19 protein-coding genes are annotated in these 17181 nt (G+C 68.5%); 6 read left to right on the top strand and 13 right to left on the bottom strand.

The genetic code is table 11. The features are described 5' to 3' along the window. Positions 1-117: 117 nt before the first annotated feature. Positions 118-1863: a thiol reductant ABC exporter subunit CydD gene (gene cydD / locus AC5P6S_RS05760; RefSeq protein WP_049397940.1), complete on the top strand. Its 1746-nt coding sequence runs from the start codon at positions 118-120 to the stop codon at positions 1861-1863. Then, positions 1860-3533, top strand: a complete 1674-nt coding sequence (cydC, locus tag AC5P6S_RS05755; RefSeq protein ID WP_495201539.1) for a thiol reductant ABC exporter subunit CydC — start codon at positions 1860-1862, stop codon at positions 3531-3533. The genes cydD and cydC overlap by 4 nt, the downstream gene beginning before the upstream one ends. 92 nt (positions 3534-3625) lie before the next feature. Here cydC and AC5P6S_RS05750 read toward each other — a convergent pair whose 3' ends face one another. From AC5P6S_RS05750 to ccmA, 11 genes are all read right to left on the bottom strand, one after another. Then, positions 3626-3970 (bottom strand): DUF1294 domain-containing protein, encoded by a 345-nt coding sequence (locus tag AC5P6S_RS05750; protein ID WP_005413994.1) that lies wholly within the window; start codon positions 3968-3970, stop codon positions 3626-3628. Continuing rightward, positions 3970-5082 carry a homoserine O-acetyltransferase MetX gene (metX, locus tag AC5P6S_RS05745; protein WP_005413993.1) on the bottom strand — a complete coding sequence of 371 codons (1113 nt, stop codon included), beginning with the start codon at positions 5080-5082 and terminating at the stop codon, positions 3970-3972. The genes AC5P6S_RS05750 and metX overlap by 1 nt, the downstream gene beginning before the upstream one ends. A 148-nt stretch (positions 5083-5230) precedes the next feature. Further along, a complete protein-coding gene (locus AC5P6S_RS05740; RefSeq protein ID WP_012480817.1) occupies positions 5231-6220 on the bottom strand; it encodes a tetratricopeptide repeat protein in 990 nt (329 codons plus the stop codon). Further along, a complete protein-coding gene (locus tag AC5P6S_RS05735) occupies positions 6214-6663 on the bottom strand; it encodes a cytochrome c-type biogenesis protein (RefSeq protein ID WP_005413991.1) in 450 nt (149 codons plus the stop codon). The genes AC5P6S_RS05740 and AC5P6S_RS05735 overlap by 7 nt, the downstream gene beginning before the upstream one ends. Positions 6664-6667: 4 nt before the next feature. Next, positions 6668-7285, bottom strand: a complete 618-nt coding sequence (locus AC5P6S_RS05730) for a DsbE family thiol:disulfide interchange protein (RefSeq protein ID WP_495204514.1) — start codon at positions 7283-7285, stop codon at positions 6668-6670. Between the two features lie 8 nt (positions 7286-7293). After that, entirely contained in the window at positions 7294-9213 is a 1920-nt protein-coding gene (locus AC5P6S_RS05725; RefSeq protein WP_323152734.1) for a heme lyase CcmF/NrfE family subunit, read from the bottom strand. Next, entirely contained in the window at positions 9214-9675 is a 462-nt protein-coding gene (gene ccmE / locus AC5P6S_RS05720) for a cytochrome c maturation protein CcmE (protein WP_005410343.1), read from the bottom strand. Beyond that, positions 9672-9860, bottom strand: a complete 189-nt coding sequence (ccmD, locus tag AC5P6S_RS05715) for a heme exporter protein CcmD (RefSeq protein WP_005413988.1) — start codon at positions 9858-9860, stop codon at positions 9672-9674. Before ccmD ends, ccmE begins: the two co-directional genes overlap by 4 nt. Beyond that, the gene (gene ccmC / locus AC5P6S_RS05710; protein WP_329754552.1) at positions 9857-10627 is read right to left on the bottom strand and encodes a heme ABC transporter permease CcmC; all 771 of its coding nucleotides are present in this window, start codon (positions 10625-10627) and stop codon (positions 9857-9859) included. Before ccmC ends, ccmD begins: the two co-directional genes overlap by 4 nt. 43 nt (positions 10628-10670) lie before the next feature. After that, positions 10671-11366, bottom strand: coding sequence for a heme exporter protein CcmB (gene ccmB / locus AC5P6S_RS05705; RefSeq protein ID WP_005410340.1), 696 nt, complete (start codon positions 11364-11366; stop codon positions 10671-10673). Further along, positions 11363-11932 (bottom strand): heme ABC exporter ATP-binding protein CcmA, encoded by a 570-nt coding sequence (gene ccmA / locus AC5P6S_RS05700; RefSeq protein ID WP_407070841.1) that lies wholly within the window; start codon positions 11930-11932, stop codon positions 11363-11365. The genes ccmB and ccmA overlap by 4 nt, the downstream gene beginning before the upstream one ends. Positions 11933-12179: 247 nt before the next feature. Between ccmA and AC5P6S_RS05695 the strand changes: the two genes are divergently transcribed. The 3 genes from AC5P6S_RS05695 to AC5P6S_RS05685 all read left to right on the top strand — a co-directional run bounded on the left by AC5P6S_RS05695 (position 12180) and on the right by AC5P6S_RS05685 (position 14686). Continuing rightward, positions 12180-13328, top strand: coding sequence for a pyridoxal phosphate-dependent aminotransferase (locus AC5P6S_RS05695; RefSeq protein WP_005410338.1), 1149 nt, complete (start codon positions 12180-12182; stop codon positions 13326-13328). A 13-nt stretch (positions 13329-13341) separates the two neighbouring features. Further along, positions 13342-14148 (top strand): amidohydrolase, encoded by an 807-nt coding sequence (locus AC5P6S_RS05690; protein ID WP_495204513.1) that lies wholly within the window; start codon positions 13342-13344, stop codon positions 14146-14148. 103 nt (positions 14149-14251) lie between these two features. After that, on the top strand, positions 14252-14686 hold the full coding sequence (locus AC5P6S_RS05685) for a hypothetical protein (protein WP_005410336.1): 435 nt from the start codon (positions 14252-14254) through the stop codon (positions 14684-14686). Here AC5P6S_RS05685 and AC5P6S_RS05680 read toward each other — a convergent pair. After that, complete coding sequence (locus AC5P6S_RS05680) at positions 14673-14966, bottom strand: hypothetical protein (RefSeq protein ID WP_005413984.1); 294 nt, start codon at positions 14964-14966, stop codon at positions 14673-14675. The genes AC5P6S_RS05685 and AC5P6S_RS05680 overlap by 14 nt on opposite strands. Positions 14967-15061: 95 nt before the next feature. Continuing rightward, positions 15062-16189, bottom strand: coding sequence for an MFS transporter (locus tag AC5P6S_RS05675; RefSeq protein WP_495204512.1), 1128 nt, complete (start codon positions 16187-16189; stop codon positions 15062-15064). A 90-nt stretch (positions 16190-16279) separates the two neighbouring features. On the opposite strand from AC5P6S_RS05675, the gene AC5P6S_RS05670 reads away from it, so the two are divergent. Further along, positions 16280-17068, top strand: a complete 789-nt coding sequence (locus AC5P6S_RS05670; protein WP_012480810.1) for an AraC family transcriptional regulator — start codon at positions 16280-16282, stop codon at positions 17066-17068. The last annotated feature ends 113 nt before the right edge of the window (positions 17069-17181 follow it).

Genomic DNA, 17181 nt, shown 5'->3' with positions numbered 1-17181 from the left:
ACAGGTGCCCCGGTTGATCGTATGCCAACCTGATGAAGACTGCGACCGCCGGCCGCAGGGGCGGGCTATTGCCTGCGCCTACAATGCCGTGTCTCCCCCGTTGCCCGTGAAGACCTCTTGAGCGCTGCCGAAACGACCCCTGACGGCCTGTCCCCGGAAGCTGAAACCGCCCGCCAGCGGCGTGTGCGCACGGCCTGGCTGGCCGACCTGGCACGCTCCGCCCGGGGCCGCCAGCGCCTGGCCGCGCTTTGCATCAGCCTGTCCGGCGCACTGTTGATCGGCCAGGCTGCCGCCATCGCCTGGCTGGTGCAGCAGGTGCTGGTGGAGCGCGTGCCGCTGGCCTCTGGCCTGCCGGTGCTGGCGGGATTGGCGGTGATCCTGGTGCTGCGCACCCTGCTGGGCAGCGCCACCCAGGCCGCCGCCGGTGACGTGGCCGACGCCGCACGCCTGGCATTGCGCGAACGCGTGTTCGCACGCCTGCTGGGCCACGGCCCACTGTGGCTGCGGCAGCGCCGCACCGGCGAACTGGGCGAACTGATGCTGCATCACGGTGATGCGATAGAGAGCTATTACAGCGGCTTCCTGCCGGTGCGCACTGAAGTGGTGGTGGTGCCGCTGCTGATCCTGGCCGCTGTCGCCTGGGTCGACTGGGTGGTGGCGCTGATCCTGCTGTTCACTGCGCCGCTGGTGCCATTTTTCATGATGCTGGTGGGCTGGGGCGCCGAAGCGGCCGGCCGTGCGCAGCTGGGTGAGCTGGCACGCATGAGCGGCCATTTCGCCGACCGCATCAAGGGCCTGGGCCTGCTACGCCTGTATGGCCGCGGTGACGCCGAGCTGGAGGGTATCGAGGCCGCCGCTGAAGGCGTGCGCGTGCGCACGCTGAAAGTGCTGCGGATTGCCTTCCTGTCGTCCACGGTGCTGGAATTCTTCGCCTCGGTGAGCGTGGCGATGGTGGCGCTGTACCTGGGCCTGAGCTATCTGGGCATGATGTCGCTGCATGCAGCGGTGCCGACGCTGGGTGCGGGGCTGTTCTGCCTGCTGCTGGCACCGGAATTCTATGCGCCGCTGCGACGGCTGGCCGCGCACTACCATGATCGCGCCAATGCACTGGCCGCCGCCGCCGAAGTGGAGCGTCTGCTGCAGTCGCTGCCCGATGAGCAGGGCCTGGTCGAGAACGAGGTTGCACCGCTGGCGGTGGAGCCGGCCGAGGCCGCCTTGCCGCCGCTGCAGGCACAAGGGCTGGTGCTGCGTCCGCTGGGCGCGCCGCAGGATGTGCTGCAGGATCTGGACCTGCGGCTGGAGCCGGGCCAGCGCCTGGCCCTGGTTGGTCCCAGCGGCTCCGGTAAAAGCACCCTGCTGGAAGCGCTGGCCGGCTGGCTGCCGCCGCGCGCCGGCAAGCTGCAGCTGCGGCCTGGCGTGCAGGTGGCCTATGCCAGCCAGCGCCCCTACCTGTTCCACGGCAGCATCGCCGACAACCTGCGGCTGGCTGATCCCGGTGCCAGCGATGCGCGTCTTCGTGCGGTGGCCGAGGCCGCGCAGGTGCTGCAGTTCGCACAGCGCCTGCCACAGGGCCTGGACACGGTGATCGGCGAACGTGGCTTCGGCCTGTCCGGCGGCGAAGCCCGTCGTATCGGCCTGGCCCGGTTGTTGCTGCGCGACCCGCAGGTGCTGTTGCTGGACGAACCCACCGCGTTTCTCGACGCCGATACCGAGGCCGCACTGCTGCGCAGCCTGGCTGCCTATGCGCGGGGCCGCAGTGTGGTGGTCGCCACCCACAGCCCGGCGGTGATCGCCTGGGCCGACCGCTGCCTGCTGCTGCCGGAAGGGCGCCTGGTCGAACCGGCACAGGCGGTGCGCGCATGAGCCGTTCGCCTGATTCGCTGCGTGCGGTGTTCCTGCGCCATCGGCCGCGCCTGCTGCTGACCGTGCTGCTGCTGTGGACCACCATGCTGGCCGGCACCGCCTTGCTTGGCCTGTCCGGTGGCTTCCTCACCGCCGCCGCGTTGGCTGGTGCGGCCGGCCTCGGCCAAGGCTTCAACTTCTTCTCACCGTCCGCGGGTATACGCGGGCTGACGATGGCGCGCATCGTGTCGCGCTATTTCGAGAAGCTGGTCGGCCACGACGCCACGCTGCGCATCGCCCGCGACCTGCGCGTGTGGTTCTTCCGCCGCGCGTTGCCGCTGGCACCCGCACGATTGGGGGCTACGCGCACCGGCGACCTTCTGGCGCGCCTGCTCGGCGACATCGGTGAAGTGGACGGCCTGCTGGTGCGTGCGATCGGGCCGCTGCTGGCGTTGGGCGGATTGTCGCTGGTCGCGATCGTTTCGGCGGCACTGATCCTGCCGTCGGCTGCGGTGCTGCTGGCGGTGCTGGCGCTGCTGATCGCCTTCGGGGTGCCGTGGCTGGGCGTGCGTGGCCATGACGACGAAGAGGCCGACCGTGCCGCGCATCGTGCCGCATTGCGTACCGCTGCATTCGAAGGGCTGGAAGGTGCGGGTGACCTGGCCGCGCTGCACGCCGATGCGGCCTGGCAGCTGAAGGTACGCGTAGCTGCCAAGCAGCTGGCCTCGCGGGATCGTCGTCGGCGCTGGCGCCTGATCGCGGCCTCGACCCTGCATGGCCTGGTGGCCGGGCTGGGCCTGGTGGCGATGCTGGCGTTGGCCCTGCACGCGGCCGAGCAGCGGCGCATCGCACCGGAAATGGCCGCAGGTTTGGTGTTCCTCACCGTGGCGTTGATCGAGCTGTGGGCCGGCATGGGCCTGGCCTGGCAGTCGCTGCAGTCCGGGCGCATTTCCGCCGATCGCCTGCAGGCGATCGTCGAGCAACCGCCGACGGTGGACGATCCGCAGGCGCCACAGGTGGTGCCGCCGGCTGCGCGCGTGCATTGGGATGACGTGCATTTCCAGTGGCCAGGCGGCGCGCGGCCGGTGTTGTCCGGCCTGCAGCTGACCCTGGCGCCAGGCGAACGCATCGCCATCCGTGGAGACAGCGGCAGCGGCAAGACCACGCTGTCGAGCCTGCTGCTGCGGTTGTGGGATCCGCAGCAGGGGCGGCTGACCTACGGTGGCCGCGATCTGCGTGATTTCGCCCAGGCCGACTGGCACCGGCAACTGGCGTGGCTGCCGCAGAACGCGCCGGTGTTTGCCGGCAGCGTGGCCGAGAACCTGCGGTTGGGTGATCCCGATGCCAGCGACGCCGCCTTGTGGGCGGTGCTGCGCCGCGTGCGCCTGGGCGAATGGGCCGAGCGCAACGGCGGCCTGCAGGCCTGGGTGGGCGAGAACGGCGCGACGATGTCGGCCGGGCAGGCGCGGCGGTTGGCACTGGCGCGTGCGCTGCTGCGCAATGCGCCGATCCTGCTGCTGGACGAACCGACCGAAGGCCTGGACGTGGATACCGCACGCGCGCTGTTGCAGGACCTTTCCGGGTTGCTGGACGGGCGCAGCCTGTTGATGATCACCCACGATGACCTGCCCGAAGGCGTGGTCGATGCGCAGTACCGGTTGCGCGACGGGGCTCTGGTCCGCGAAGCGTGAACCGGTAGTGCCGGCCGCTGGCCGGCAACCTCATGGCGCTTGATACGGACACGGAATTGGCTGCCAGCGGCCGGCACTACCGATTGCGAGGGTTACCGCGAGAACTCGCGCAGCATCACCGCGATCGAGGCCACGTTGGCCAGCACGCACAACCAGAACACCCACTGGAATGCGGCCTTGCGGTGCTTGTGTCGGAACAGCGCCTGGCCCAGCAGCGCGCCCGGCCAGCCACCGGCAAAGGCCAGCAGTTGCAGGGTGCGTTCGGGAATGCGCCATTGCTTTCGCTGCGCCGCGCGCTTGTCCTGGCCGTACAGCGCGAACGACACCGCGCTGGCCAGCATGCACCAGCCACCCAGCCACAGCGGCAGCACACCGCTGACCATCAGCGCGATCAACGCGCCGAACGCGGCGAGCGCCAGGTTGCGCCGCCAAGCCACTACAGCGCGTCGAGGAAGCCGCGCACGGCGGGGCCGAAACGATCGAAGTCGACCAGGAAGGCGTCGTGACCCTGCGGTGACTCCAATCCGATGAAATGGGCGTCAGCGCCTCCGGCACGCAGGCCATCGGCGACCTGCTGCTGCTGCTGCACCGGGAACAGGATGTCGGTGTTGGCGCCGATGGCCAGCGCCTTCTCCACCCGGATCTTCGCCAGCCCGGCCAGCACATCGCCATCGGCGTACTCGGCCAGGTCGAACCAGTCCATCGAGCGGCTCAGGTATAGATAGCAGTTGGGGTCGAAGAATCGCACGAAGCGCCGTGCGTGGCCTTCCAGGTAGCTTTCCACCTGGAATTCGAGGCCGAACGGATCGTCGTCGGTCTGGTCCGAATCCAGCCGCACGCGGCCAAAGCGGCCATCCCATTCCAGTGCCGAACGGTAGGTGATCACGCCCAGCTTGCGCGCCATGCGCATGCCGGACTCGGGATACGCGTCGTCGTCGTAGTGGCCACCATTCCAGCGTGGATCAAGGCGGATCGCTTCGCGCTGCAGCGAGCGGATCGCGATCGAGAACGGCAGCGCCTGCGCGCTGCCGGAAATGTTGACGTGGCTGCGCGCAATGCCCGGGTGCAGCATCAGCACGGCCAACGCGGTCATGCCGCCCATCGAATTGCCGACCACGCAGGCCAGCTGTTCGATGCCCAGGGCGCGCACGACTTCGATCGCGGCGCGCGCGCCGTCTTCGATCGACAGCTCGGGGAAGTCGAGACGATACGGTTGGCCGGTGGCCGGGTTGAGCGAGGCCGGACCGGTTGAGCCCTTGCAGCTGCCCAGCGAGTTCACGCAGACCACGAACCAGCGGTCGGTATCGATCGCCTTGCCGGGTCCGACCATGCCTTCCCACCAGCCCGCTGCCGGGTTGGCGTCGTTGGCTGCCGCGTGTGCATCCGGCGAGAGGCCGGTCACGATCAGGATCGCGTTGCTGGCGTCGGCCGCCAGTGTTCCCCAGGTCTCATAGGCCACGCGCGCGCCGTGCAGGGCGCCGCCGCGCTTGAACGGGAAGGGCGAGGGCAGGGCGTGGAAGCGGGTGCCGGGCGGGATGAATTCGGTCATGCAGGCATTCTAGCGGGGCCGCATGTGGAGCTGGCGACACGCTGGTTTCCATCGGCGATGCAGGTAGTGCCGGCCGCTGGCCGGCAACCTCATGAATCGTGATGCGGCTGTGGGGTTGCCGGCCAGCGGCCGGCACTACCGCGGCGCGTTACGGGAAGCGCAGCTCCAGAACACCGTCGTGGGGCAGGCTCACCTTCACCGGCACGCTCTGCAGGTCATCCTCGCTGCGGTTGGCGCTGCCGGTGCGCGAGATGCGTGCCAGCACTTCCACTTCGCGATGGGCCGACAGCGGTGCGGTTGGCATCGGGCTGTCAGCGTCACCCAGCCCGACCGTGGCCGGGAATCCGGCCAAGGGCAGCTTGCGTGCGGCCACCGGCATCGGCGGTCCACCCACGGCGCGGGCCAGCACGAATACCTGGGTGCTGGCCGGCCACTCGGTGCCCTTCAACGCGGGCAACTGCACGCGCACCTGCAACAGCGCCGGTGGCGCCGCAACGGCTGCATCGGACGGCTGACCGGCGGCTTCACGGGCGATGGCGATCTGCGCCTGCAGCGCCTGCGCGGCGCCGGGCTCAAGCCGTGGCAGCAGGCCGCTCCACACATCTGCGGCCTCGGCATTCTTTCCGCGCTGGCGCAGGGCGATACCCAGCAGCCAGCTGGCACGCTCGGCATCGGGCGCCAGCGCACGCGCCTGCTGCAACCAGGCCATCGCGGTGTCATCGAACTGCTTGCCGGCATCGGCCTGCGCACGTGCCTGCGCCGCTTCCACCAGCACGCCGGGGTCTTCGGGGGCGAGAGCGGCGGCACGTGCGAAGGCGTCCGCCGCGGCCGCGGCGTTGCCCAGTTCGGCTTGCGACCGGCCCAGCAGCGCCCAGCCATCGGCCCGCTGTGGGTCACGCTTCAGTGCATCCTGCAGGGCCTGCACGCCATCGCGCAGGGTGGCTACCGAAGGCGTCGGTTGCATCTGTGCGGCACGTGGATCACCGACCAGCAGGTACAGGCAGGCACCGGCCACGCCCAGTGCGAATACGCCGACCATGAAACCGCGGCGGCCAGAGTGGCGCAGCGGCCACAGCACCAGCGCTGCCATCAACGCAGCAACCAGACCGGCCAGCATCGGCAGCCACTGGCTCACCATCCGTCTCCTTCATCGGCCTTGCCGGCCGCTGCGGCGCCAACCGTACGGCCACGGCGGCGGACGATGCCCAGCACCACCAGAGCACCCGCACCGAGCATCAGCAGGGGACCTCCCCACAGCAGCCAGGTGCCCGGCTGCAACGGTGGCTGATAGAGCACGAACTCACCGTAGCGCGCGACCAGGAACTGCTTGATCTGCGCGTCGTCGTGGCCCTGCTGCATCAGCTGCAGCACCTCGCGGCGCAGGTCCTGCGCGATCTGCGCGTTGGAATCGGCCAGCGACTGGTTCTGGCACTGCACGCAGCGCAGCTGCGCGGCCAGGTCGTGGAAGCGGCGTTCTTCGGCGCCATCGCGGAACTGCAGCGGCTGCGGATCATGCAGCGGCTGCTGTGCCAGCGCGGCCAGCGGCAGCATCAGGAGCAGCAGCGCCAGCAGCCAGCGCATGGGCTCAGGGCGCCGTGTGCAACGTGCTGCCGGCATTGCCCTGGGCCTTCTCGATCTTCTCCAGCGCCGGGATCAGCTTCTCGTCGACCACGCGCTGGGTCATCGCACCGCTGTACTTCCAGCGCACGATGCCGCTGCCGTCGACAAGGAAGGTTTCCGGTGCAGCGGTCACGCCCCAGTCGATCGCGGTGCGGCCTTCCACGTCGCTGAGCACGACCATGAACGGGTTGCCCAGCTGTTCCAGCCAATGCAGGGCATCGGTCGGGTCATCCTTCCAGTTGTAGCCGATCACGCGCACGCGCTTGCTCTCGGCGAAACGGGTCAGCACCGGGTGTTCCTCGCGGCAGGCCGCGCACCAGCTGCCCCACACGTTCAACAGGTACGGCGCGCCACGCAGTTCGTCGCTGCGCACGATCATTTCCGGGTCGTGCAGCACCGGCAGCGCGAACGCTGGCGCCGGCTTGTCGATCAGCGCCGACGGCAGCACGTCGCGCTGCGGATCACCCGATTTCATAACCCCGTAGATCATCAGCCCGAGCAGGCCGAAGAAAAACAGCACGCCGATCACGATGGCTACCGGCGGCAGCGGGCGGGAGGGGCGCGGGGCGGGGGACTCGGACATGGAAACTCCTACGGACGACGGAAACGGCGGTCGGCGGCGGCGATGAATCCGCCCAGGGCCATCAACAGCGCGCCCAGCCAGATCCAGCGCACGAACGGCTTGATGTGCACCCGTACCGCCCATGCATTGTTGCCCAGCGGCTCGCCCAATGCCACGTAGACATCGCCGTCGAAGCGTGCATCGATGCCGGCCTCGGTCATCACTTGGCCGCCGCTGGCGTACTGGCGCTTCTCCGGGTGCAGCAGGGCCAGTTCGCGGCCGTCGCGGAACACCCGCAGGTGACCGCGGTCGGCGATGAAATTGGGGCCTTCGCGGTGGTCCACGCCCTCGAAGCGCACTTCGTAGCGACCGACCACCAGCTGCTGACCCGGGGCCAGCGCCACTTCGCGCTGCACGTTCAAGGCTTCCACCAGCAGCGCGCCGGCCAGGAACACGGCGATGCCGGCGTGGGCAACGATCATGCCGAGCATTTCGGCGGTGAAGCGGCCGTTGCCGCGCAGTCGCTGCCAGACGAAGCGTGCGGTACCGAGTGCGACCCAGGCCGCAGCGGCCACGCCGATGCCGGCCTTCCAGCCGTTCTGCGGCGCCTGCCACCAGGCCAGCGCGCCCAGCAGCAGCGCCAGGCCCAGCCACGGTGCCAGCAGCGCGAAGGCGCGCGAGGGCTGGTCACGCTGCCATTTCACCAGCGGGCCGAACGGCAGCAGCAGGATCATTGGCGCCATCAGCAGCAGGAACAGGCTGCCGAAGTAGGGCGGGCCGACCGAGATCTTGCCCAGCGACAGCGCATCGGCCAGCAACGGATACAGCGTGCCGAGCAGCACCATCGCGCAGGCCGTGGCCAGCAGCAGGTTGTTGGCCAGCAGCAGGGTCTCGCGCGAGGTGGCAGTGAAGCCACGGCGCGGGTCGTCGGCGTCCACGCTCAGCTGGCTGGCGCGCAGCGCATACAGCAGCAGGCTGCCACCGACCAGCACCGACAGGAACACCAGGATGAACAGGCCACGCGAGGGATCGGCGGCGAACGAATGCACGCTGGTCAGCACACCGGAGCGGACCAGGAAGGTGCCCAGCAGCGACAGCGCGAAGGCGGCGATCGCCAGCAGCAGGGTCCAACTGGCGAACGTGCCGCGCTTTTCAGTGACGGCCTGCGAATGGATCAGTGCCGCACCGACCAGCCATGGCATGAAGCTGGCGTTCTCCACCGGGTCCCAGAACCACCAGCCACCCCAGCCCAGCTCGTAGTAGGCCCACCAGCTGCCCAGCGCGATGCCCAGGGTCAGGAAGCCCCACGCGACGTTCGTCCACGGCCGCGTCCAGCGCAGCCAGCGCGCATCCACGCGACCTTCCAGCAGCGCCGCCACCGCGAATGCGAACGGAACGGCGAAACCCACGTAACCGATGTACAGCATCGGTGGATGGATGATCAGCCCCGGGTCCTGCAGCAGTGGGTTGAGATCGCGCCCTTCCAGCGGCGCCGGGTTCAGGCGCAGGAACGGGTTGGAAGTGAATATCAGGAAGGCGAGGAAGCCGACGCTGACGATGCCCATCACCGCCAGTACGCGCGCCTGCACCGGTGCCGGCAGGTGCCGGGAGAACAGCGCCACCGCGCCGGTCCACAATGCCAGCACCAGCGCCCACATCAGCAGTGAGCCTTCATGCGCGCCCCAGACCGCCGAATAGCGGTAGATCATCGGCAGCAGCGAATTGGAGTTCTCGGCCACGTAGCGCACTGAGAAATCCTGCTGCACGAACGCGGCGGTCAGCACCGCGAACGCGCCGGCGAGCAGCAGCAGCTGCGCGAACGCGGCTGGCCGTGCCACCGCCATCCATGCCGTGTTGTTGCGATGTGCGCCGACCAGCGGCAGGCCGGCCTGCAGCAGCGAGGCCAGCAATGCGCACATCAGCAGGATCTGACCCAGTTCGGGCAGCACTCAGCGCACCTCGGGGGCCGTCACCGGCACATCGTGCTTGCGGTGGGCATCGCCCATCTTGTCGGCCACTTCCTTTGGCACGTACTTCTCATCGTGCTTGGCCAGCACTTCGTCGGCGACGAAGGTGCCGTCCTGCAGGCGGCCGCTGGCGACCACCGCCGTGCCTTCGGCGAACATGTCCGGCAGGATCCGCGAGGTGGTCACTGCCAGCTGCGCGTCGCCGTCGGTCACTTCGAAACGCGCTTCCAGCGAGCCGACCGGCCGATTGAAAGAGCCCTTCACCACCATGCCGCCCAAGCGGAAGCGCGACTGCGCATCGACATCACCGCGCAGCACTTCCGAAGGCGTGTACAGGTAGGCGATGTTGCGCTCCAGTGCCATCGCCACCAGCGCCGTGGCCAGGCCGGAGGCGAGCAGGGCCAGCAGCACCCATGCCAAGCGGCGACGCTGTACCGGGGTCATCGTTCCAGCTCCGTCGACAGCGGCACAGCTGCGTCCTGCCTGCCGGCGCGGGTCTGCTGCCGCTGCTGGCGGGCCAGTGCCAGCCGGCGTGCCACGCGCAGGCGCAGCCACGAACCGATGGCGTCGGCGCCGAGCACCAGCACGAACACGGCGTAGGCGCCGATCACATAGGGAAGGTGGGTCATGGCTGGGCCTCCCGGACCGGGCGTTCGGCACCGACGCGTCCACCGACCCAGGCCTTGCCGGCCTCGCGGTCGAGATTGTCGGCGCGGGCCTTGGCCAGCACCGAACCGGCGAACCAGAACTTGGTGCCGATCACCATCCACCACAGCGGCGCGATCATCGCGCTGCTGATCGCCGATTCACCGAACACGTTGATCGACTGGCGCTGATGCAGGCCGCCCCACCAGTCCACCGAATAGCGGATCACCGGCAGCAGGCTGACGCCGACGATGGCCAGCAGTCCCGCCGCACGTGCGGCGCTGCGGCGGTCCTCGATGGCGTGGTAGAGGCCGATCACGCCCAGGTACAGGAACAGCAGCACAAGCTCGCTGGTCATGCGCGGGTCCCAGTCCCACCAGGTGCCCCAGGTGCCCTTGCCCCAGATGCTGCCGGTCAGCAGGGTGATCAGGGTGAAACCGGCGCCCATCGGCGCGCAGGCCATGGCCAGGATCTCGCAGACCTTGATCCGCCAGATCAGCGCGATGGCGGCATACAGCGCCATCAGCGCGAATACGAACAGGCTCATCCAGGCACTGGGCACGTGGATGTAAAGGATGCGGAAGCTGTCCAGCTGCTTGGCTTCCGGCGGCACCACCAGCAGCGCCTGCCACATGCCGACCAGCAGCACCGGCACCGCCGCGAAGTAGAACACCCGCGACCAGCGGGCAGCGAAACGGTCGAACGTGGGAGGCGAACCGAGTTGGTGGAACCAGCGGACAATCGGATTCATGCGTGGCGGCTATCCAGCAGGGGTGGATTGGCTCTCAGCTCGGTCAACTCAGAGAAATACGTATTGCAGCGGCAGTGGCCAGCGGAGCCAGCACCAGCGCGAGCAGCAGGCCAGCGCCCAGCATCAGCAGCGCACCGACCGGATCCTGCCCGCGTCCGGCTGCCGCCAGGCTGCCGGCGCCGAACACAAGCACCGGCACGTACAGCGGCAGCGACAGCAGCGCCACGAGAATACCAGAGCGTCGGATGCCAACGGTCAGTGCGGCGACCACGCCACCGATCAGGCTCAGCAACGGCGTTCCCAGCAGCAACGATGCCAGCAACATCGGCAGCTGGTCATGCGGCAGATGCAGCATTTCGGCCAACAGCGGGCTGACCACGATCAGCGGCAGCGCAGTGGTCGCCCAGTGCAGGAGCACGCGCACCAGCACCAGCCAGGCCAGCGGCACCGGCGCCAGCAGCCACTGTTCCAGCGAGCCATCTTCGGCGTCGGAACGGAACAGTGAATCCAGCGACAGCTGTCCCGCCAGCAGCACGGCCAGCCACAGCACCGCGCCCGCGGTGGCGGCCAGCAGCTGTGGTTCGCGGCCTTGGGCCAGCGCGAACAGCACCACTACCAGCACCGCGAACAGCAGGGGTTGCAGCGCATCGCCGCGGCGGCGCCAGAGCAGGCGCAGGTCGCGCTTGAGCAGGGCGCCTGCGGTCTGCCACAGGCCTGGCTCGGTACCCGGCGCGATCATGCGGCACCGCCGAGGTCGAGCTGGCGGGTACGCACCGGCGGTGCGGCATAGGCGCCATGGGTGGTGACCAGCGCAGCGCCGCCGGCACGCAGGTGCGCCGAGATCATCCGGTTGACCAGGGTGATGCCCTCCAGGTCGAGGTTGGCATAGGGCTCGTCCAGCAGCCACAGCGGCGCCGGCGACAGCCAGATGCGTGCCAGTGCCAGCCGCCGCTTCTGCCCGGCGGACAGATGCCGAACGAGGGTGTCCTCATAACCGGCCAGGCCCACGATGGCCAGCGCGTTGCCGGGCATCTGCCGCGCACGCCGTCCATGCAGGCCGCACAGGAAGTGCAGGTTCTCCAGCGTGTCCAGGTCTGGCTTCAGGGCCGGCAGATGGCTGAGGTAGGCCACGTAGCGTGCACGTTCGGCATTGCTCGCCGGCTTGCCGTCGATCCGCACCTGGCCGGCGCCGGGCCGGGCCAGGCCGGCCAGCACGCGCAGCAGGGTGGTCTTGCCGGCGCCATTGCCGCCCTGCACCAGCAGGGCTTCGCCGGCGTCCACATGGAAGTCCAGCGGGCCGAACACCGGCTCGTCATTGCGGGAGAAGCTCAGGCCGCTGGCGGCCAGCAATGCAGGGGTGTTCAAGGGGCAGGGGTCTTCATGCCGGAGTGCGATGGCAATTGTAGCGGTGAATGCCGATGGTAGTGCCGGCCGCTGGCCGGCAGATGCGACCCGGCGCCGCAGATCGTCCCAGGAGTGCCGGCCAGCGGCCGGCACTACCGACGCGCGGATTGCGTAAACTCGCAGGCCTGTTCCCCCACAGCCCAGGCCGATGCAACCGAACACCAAGCTGCCCAAGGTCGGTACCACGATCTTCACCGTGATGTCCCAGCTCGCCGCCGAACACGGCGCAGTCAACCTGGGCCAGGGTTTCCCGGACTTTTCGGCGCCGCAGCGCCTGATCGACGAGACCGCCAGGGCGATGGCCGCCGGGCTGAACCAGTACCCGCCGATGACCGGCGTGGCGCCGCTGCGCCAGGCCATCGCGCAGAAGGCACTGGACTGCTACGGCGCGCAGGTCGATGCGGACAGCGAGATCACCGTCACCAGTGGCGGTACCGAGGCCATCTTCAACGCCATCCACGCCGTGGTGCGTGCCGGCGAGGAAGTGATCGTGCTCGACCCGGCGTATGACTGCTATGAACCGGCGATCGACCTGGCCGGTGCCAAGGCCGTGCATGTGTCGCTGGATCCGCAGACCTTCGCGGTCGACTGGGACCGCGTGCGTGCGGCGATCACCCCGCGCACCCGCATGCTGATCGTCAACACCCCGCACAACCCGTCCGGCGCGATGCTGTCGGCGCAGGACATGCAGGCACTGGCCGAGCTGCTGCGTGGCACGCAGATCTACCTGATCTCCGATGAGGTGTACGAACACATCATCTACGACGGCCGCCGCCATGAATCGGCGCTGCGCTACCCGGAACTGCGCGAGCGCGCGTTCGTCATCTCCAGCTTCGGCAAGACCTATCACTGCACCGGCTGGAAGATCGGCTATGCGATCGCACCGCCGGCACTGACCGCCGAGTTCCGCAAGGTGCACCAGTACAACACCTTCACCAGCTTCGGCCCGGCGCAGTACGGCTTCGCCGCGATGATCCGCGACGAACCCGAACACCACCTGGAGCTGGGCGCGTTCTACCAGGCCAAGCGCGACCGTTTCCGCGAGCAGCTGGCCGGCACCCGCCTGAAGGCGCTGCCGGTCCCCGGCGGCTACTTCCAGCTGGTCGACTACTCGGCCATCAGCGACCTGCCGGACCATGAGTTCGTGAAGTGGCTGACCATCGAGAAGGGCGTGACCGCGATCCCGCTGTCGCCGTTCTACGAAAACCCGCCGGCCGGCCAGCGCCTGGTGCGCCTGTGCTTTGCCAAGAATGAAGCAACGATGGACGCGGCGATCGAACGCCTGCGCCTGCTCTGAGCGAGGCTTGAACATGCAGGACCTGCGCATTTCCCTCGTCCAGGGCGACACCCGCTGGCACGATCCGGCCGGCAACCGCGCCTACTACGGCGCGCTGCTCGCACCGCTGGCCGGCACCACTGACCTGGTGATCCTGCCGGAGACCTTCACCAGTGGTTTCTCCAACGACGCCATTGCCCAGGCCGAAGGCATGGACGGCCCGACCGTGGCCTGGGTGCGCGAACAGGCCAGGACCTTGAACGCGGCGGTGATCGTCAGCGTGCAGCTGCGCGACGGCGAGGGCGTCTACAACCGCCTGCTGTTCGCCACGCCCGATGGCGACCTGCAGTACTACGACAAGCGCCACCTGTTCCGTTACGGCGGCGAGCACGAGCGCTATGCCGCCGGTCGCGACCGCCTGAGCGTGGAATGGAAGGGCTGGCGGATCAATCCGCAGGTCTGCTACGACCTGCGTTTCCCGGTGTTCTGCCGCAACCGCTACAACGTGGAGCGTCCGCAGCAGCTGGATTTCGACCTGCAGATCTTCGTCGCCAACTGGCCGTCGGCACGCGCCTATGCGTGGAAGACGCTGCTGCGTGCGCGGGCGATCGAGAACCTGTGCTTCGTGGCAGCGGTGAACCGCGTCGGTGTCGATGGCAACGGGCTGCACTACGCAGGCGACAGCGCGGTGCTGGATTTCCTCGGCCAGCCGCAGGTGGAGATCCGCGAGCGCGAACAGGTGGTCACCACCACCATCTCGGCCGAGGCGCTGGCCGCACACCGCGCGCGTTTCCCGGCGATGCTCGATGCCGATGCCTTCCACCTGGACGAACAGGCCTGAGCACCGGCCTGAACACTGCTGCACCAGCGCGTGCGCCTGCATCCAGCGTGCACGCGCGCGCTGCTAGATTCGCCGGCAGTCCGACCGAACTGGAAGTCCTGCCATGAACAAGCCCTTCGCCCTGCTGCTTGCCCTGTCTGCCGCATCGCTGGCCCCGGCCGCGCACGCCGCTGGCAACCTCGACTGTGAGCTGCGCTACAACCTCTCTGGCTGGTCGCTGATCTACAAGACTGCATCCGGCAATGGCACGGTCACCTGCAGCAATGGCGCCAGCATGCCGGTGCGCATCCAGATGAAGGGCGGCGGCCTGACCGTGGGCAAGTCGAAGATCACCAACGGACGTGGCAGCTTCACCGGCGCAGTCAGCGTCAACGAGCTGCTGGGTACTTACGCCTCGGTGGGCGCGCATGCCGGTGCGGTGAAGTCCAGCAACGCGCAGGTGATGACCAAGGGCGACATCTCGCTGGCCCTGTCCGGTACCGGCAAGGGCTGGGATCTGGGCGTGGACGGCACCGCGTTCACCCTCAGCCGGCGCTGAGGCGCGACGGCGCGGCAGTTCCCCAGCTGATGCGGATGTAGTGCTGTTCGGAATCGCTCAACAACCGTTCGACACCGAAACCATTCTTCAGCAGCTGTGCGACCACGTCTTCGACGAGCTGCTCGCTGGCCATCACCTGGCTGAAGCCGAACACGATGTAGCGGCGGCCATTTTCCGAGCCGATCTGGATGGCGTTGTCGAGATCGCGGTAGAACAGTTCGATCGGGCGCTTGGCGGCATCGACGTTGGCGCGGGCCTGTTCGGCGGTGATGGTGATCATGGGCATCTGCCTTGTGTGGGAGCGCGCGCACGATAGCCGGGGAATCAAAGCCGTTCCCGGAAGGCCAGCACAGTGCGCTGCTTTTGCAGCAATTCCTAGGCTGCAGCGGGACGCCGCCGTTGCAGCCACAAGGCCAGCAGGCCACACGCGATAACGGTCGGTGCCAGCATCTGCACTGCACCGACCAGCGCCATTGCCGCACCGATCAACAGGTAGTAGAGCAGGCCGAACAGCGCGCCTGCGCTGCCGAGACAGTGTGGATAGCCGCGCAGGGCCTGGCCGAGCACATTGGGAATGGCAAGGCCGAAGCCCGTCACCACCGGCACCATCGCCGCGATCAGGGCATGGTGATCATGCAGCAGCGCGGCCAGCAGGCCTCCCGTCAGAACCAGTACTGCGGCGATGCGGATACGCGTGGTTGCGGCAACGCCTGCACGCAGCAGGCGGCCATTGCCCCACGCGCCCAGTGCCGAGCCCAGTGCCAGCACCGCGCCGCTGGCGCCGAACCAGGTGGCTGGCCAGTGCAGGCGCGCAAACACGAAGGGGCCGAGCACATACCAGCTGTACATCGCCACGTTGAAGGCCATCACCAGCAACGCGTGTGACCAGATCCAGCGATCGCGCAGCAGTTCCCGCAGCAGCGGCAGCATGGGCGCGTGCGGGATCTGTGCAGGGCGGCTTTCGCGCAGGCCCGCCAGGCATGCGACTGCCAGCAGGGCAGCGATCAGCAGCAGGCCGGACTGTACGCCGACATAGCCATGGGCGGCGACCAGCAGCGTGCCCAGTGCAAGGCCGATGGCCGGGCTCAGGGCCAGGGCCATGCCGATCCAGGAGAATGCCTGCGCCAACGCGGGTCCCTGCAGGTGGTCGCGTAGTACGGTCTGGGTTACCACCGAGGCCGCCGCCGCACCCAGCGCGGCCAGTGCCTGTGCCAGCAGGACCTGGCCGAAGGTGCTGGCCAGCAGGCCGCCGCAGGCGGCCAGTGCGAACACGGCCAGGCCGCATAGCAGGGCAGGGCGACGACCGATACGATCGGCCAGGCGCCCCCACAGCAGCACGCCTGCAGCGAAGCCGAACAGGTACAGGCTCATGGCCTGGCTGGCGGCACTCGGCGGCAGGGCGAAGCGTTCGGCCAGATCGGCCAGGGCCGGGCTGTACAGGGTCTGTGCCAACTGCGGGAACATCAGCAGTGCAATGGTGAGCAACAACAGGCGGCGCGACATGCGGGCGCTCCAGGAACAGGGCCCCGCATTGTGGTCGCGTCCGCAATGGCGCACTCTGTCTATCTTGTCATCGAATGTATGAAATCAGACATGGCCTGGTTGCAGCCGCACGCGCACTTCGACGCCGATGCCTGGAGCGCTCCGGTGCTGGGGATTGCAGCCTCACTGGCGGATCACGACTCGGGTTGGCACCAGCATGCACGCGCGCAGCTGCTGTACACCCGGCAGGGCTGCACGCGCCTGACCTACGGTGATCGCATCAGCCTGCTGCCGCCCGCGCGCGCCGCGTGGATTCCGGGTGGGCTGCGCCATCGCGCGCAGATGCGCCAGGCGGTCGACTACCGTTCGTTGTACTTCGACGCCACGCTGTCGGCCCAACTGCCCCGGCAGCCGGCGATCATCGGCGTGGGGCCGCTGCTGCAGGCCTTGCTGGAGCCGATCGCGCAGGCGCCGTTCGACCACGACTGGCAGTCGCCGCGCGCACGCCATCAACTGGCGTTGTGCGTGCTGGAGATCGCTGCTGCACCGGTGGCACCGATGGACCTGCCTCTGCCTCGTGATCCGCGGATCGCACGGTGCCTCCCGGTGGCCGAGCAGCTGCCGCCCGAACTGGGGGAGCTGGCCGCGCGCACGGGCCTGAGCGCGCGTACCGTCGGCCGGTTGATGCAGCGTGATACCGGCATGAGCTACCAGGCCTGGCGCCAGCAATGGCGACTGATGCGGGCCATGGAGTTGCTGCTGCTGGGCCAACGCGTGGCGCACGTGGCGCAGGACACCGGCTTCTCCGCCGAGAGCCCGTTCATCGCCTTCTTCCGCGGCATGACCGGCACCACACCCGCCGCGTTCCAGCGCCACGCAAAAGGGGACGGAGGGGATTAAGTCGCTTTCGCCCCTTTGATACAGGCCGTGGCAAAAACGACTTAATCCCCTCCGTCCCCTTTTCAACGAAAAACCCCGGCCTGCGCCGGGGTTTTTCATTTCAGGCGTGCCGG

The sequence above is a fragment of the Stenotrophomonas sp. YJH_SMC_119 genome, assembly GCF_059368315.1.
This window is presented reverse-complemented; position numbering and strand designations above follow the sequence as displayed.

Bases quoted from the DNA above. Each gene is read 5' to 3' on its own strand.
- cydC (WP_495201539.1), top strand. From the start codon at position 1,860: ATGAGCCGTTCGCCTGATTCGCTGCGTGCGGTGTTCCTGCGCCATCGG.
- metX (WP_005413993.1), bottom strand. From the start codon at position 5,082: ATGACCGAATTCATCCCGCCCGGCACCCGCTTCCACGCCCTGCCCTCG.
- AC5P6S_RS05740 (WP_012480817.1), bottom strand. From the start codon at position 6,220: ATGGTGAGCCAGTGGCTGCCGATGCTGGCCGGTCTGGTTGCTGCGTTG.
- AC5P6S_RS05735 (WP_005413991.1), bottom strand. From the start codon at position 6,663: ATGCGCTGGCTGCTGGCGCTGCTGCTCCTGATGCTGCCGCTGGCCGCG.
- AC5P6S_RS05730 (WP_495204514.1), bottom strand. From the start codon at position 7,285: ATGTCCGAGTCCCCCGCCCCGCGCCCCTCCCGCCCGCTGCCGCCGGTA.
- ccmE (WP_005410343.1), bottom strand. From the start codon at position 9,675: ATGACCCCGGTACAGCGTCGCCGCTTGGCATGGGTGCTGCTGGCCCTG.
- ccmD (WP_005413988.1), bottom strand. From the start codon at position 9,860: ATGACCCACCTTCCCTATGTGATCGGCGCCTACGCCGTGTTCGTGCTG.
- ccmC (WP_329754552.1), bottom strand. From the start codon at position 10,627: ATGAATCCGATTGTCCGCTGGTTCCACCAACTCGGTTCGCCTCCCACG.
- ccmB (WP_005410340.1), bottom strand. From the start codon at position 11,366: ATGATCGCGCCGGGTACCGAGCCAGGCCTGTGGCAGACCGCAGGCGCC.
- AC5P6S_RS05695 (WP_005410338.1), top strand. From the start codon at position 12,180: ATGCAACCGAACACCAAGCTGCCCAAGGTCGGTACCACGATCTTCACC.
- AC5P6S_RS05690 (WP_495204513.1), top strand. From the start codon at position 13,342: ATGCAGGACCTGCGCATTTCCCTCGTCCAGGGCGACACCCGCTGGCAC.
- AC5P6S_RS05685 (WP_005410336.1), top strand. From the start codon at position 14,252: ATGAACAAGCCCTTCGCCCTGCTGCTTGCCCTGTCTGCCGCATCGCTG.
- AC5P6S_RS05680 (WP_005413984.1), bottom strand. From the start codon at position 14,966: ATGATCACCATCACCGCCGAACAGGCCCGCGCCAACGTCGATGCCGCC.
- AC5P6S_RS05675 (WP_495204512.1), bottom strand. From the start codon at position 16,189: ATGTCGCGCCGCCTGTTGTTGCTCACCATTGCACTGCTGATGTTCCCG.
- AC5P6S_RS05670 (WP_012480810.1), top strand. From the start codon at position 16,280: ATGGCCTGGTTGCAGCCGCACGCGCACTTCGACGCCGATGCCTGGAGC.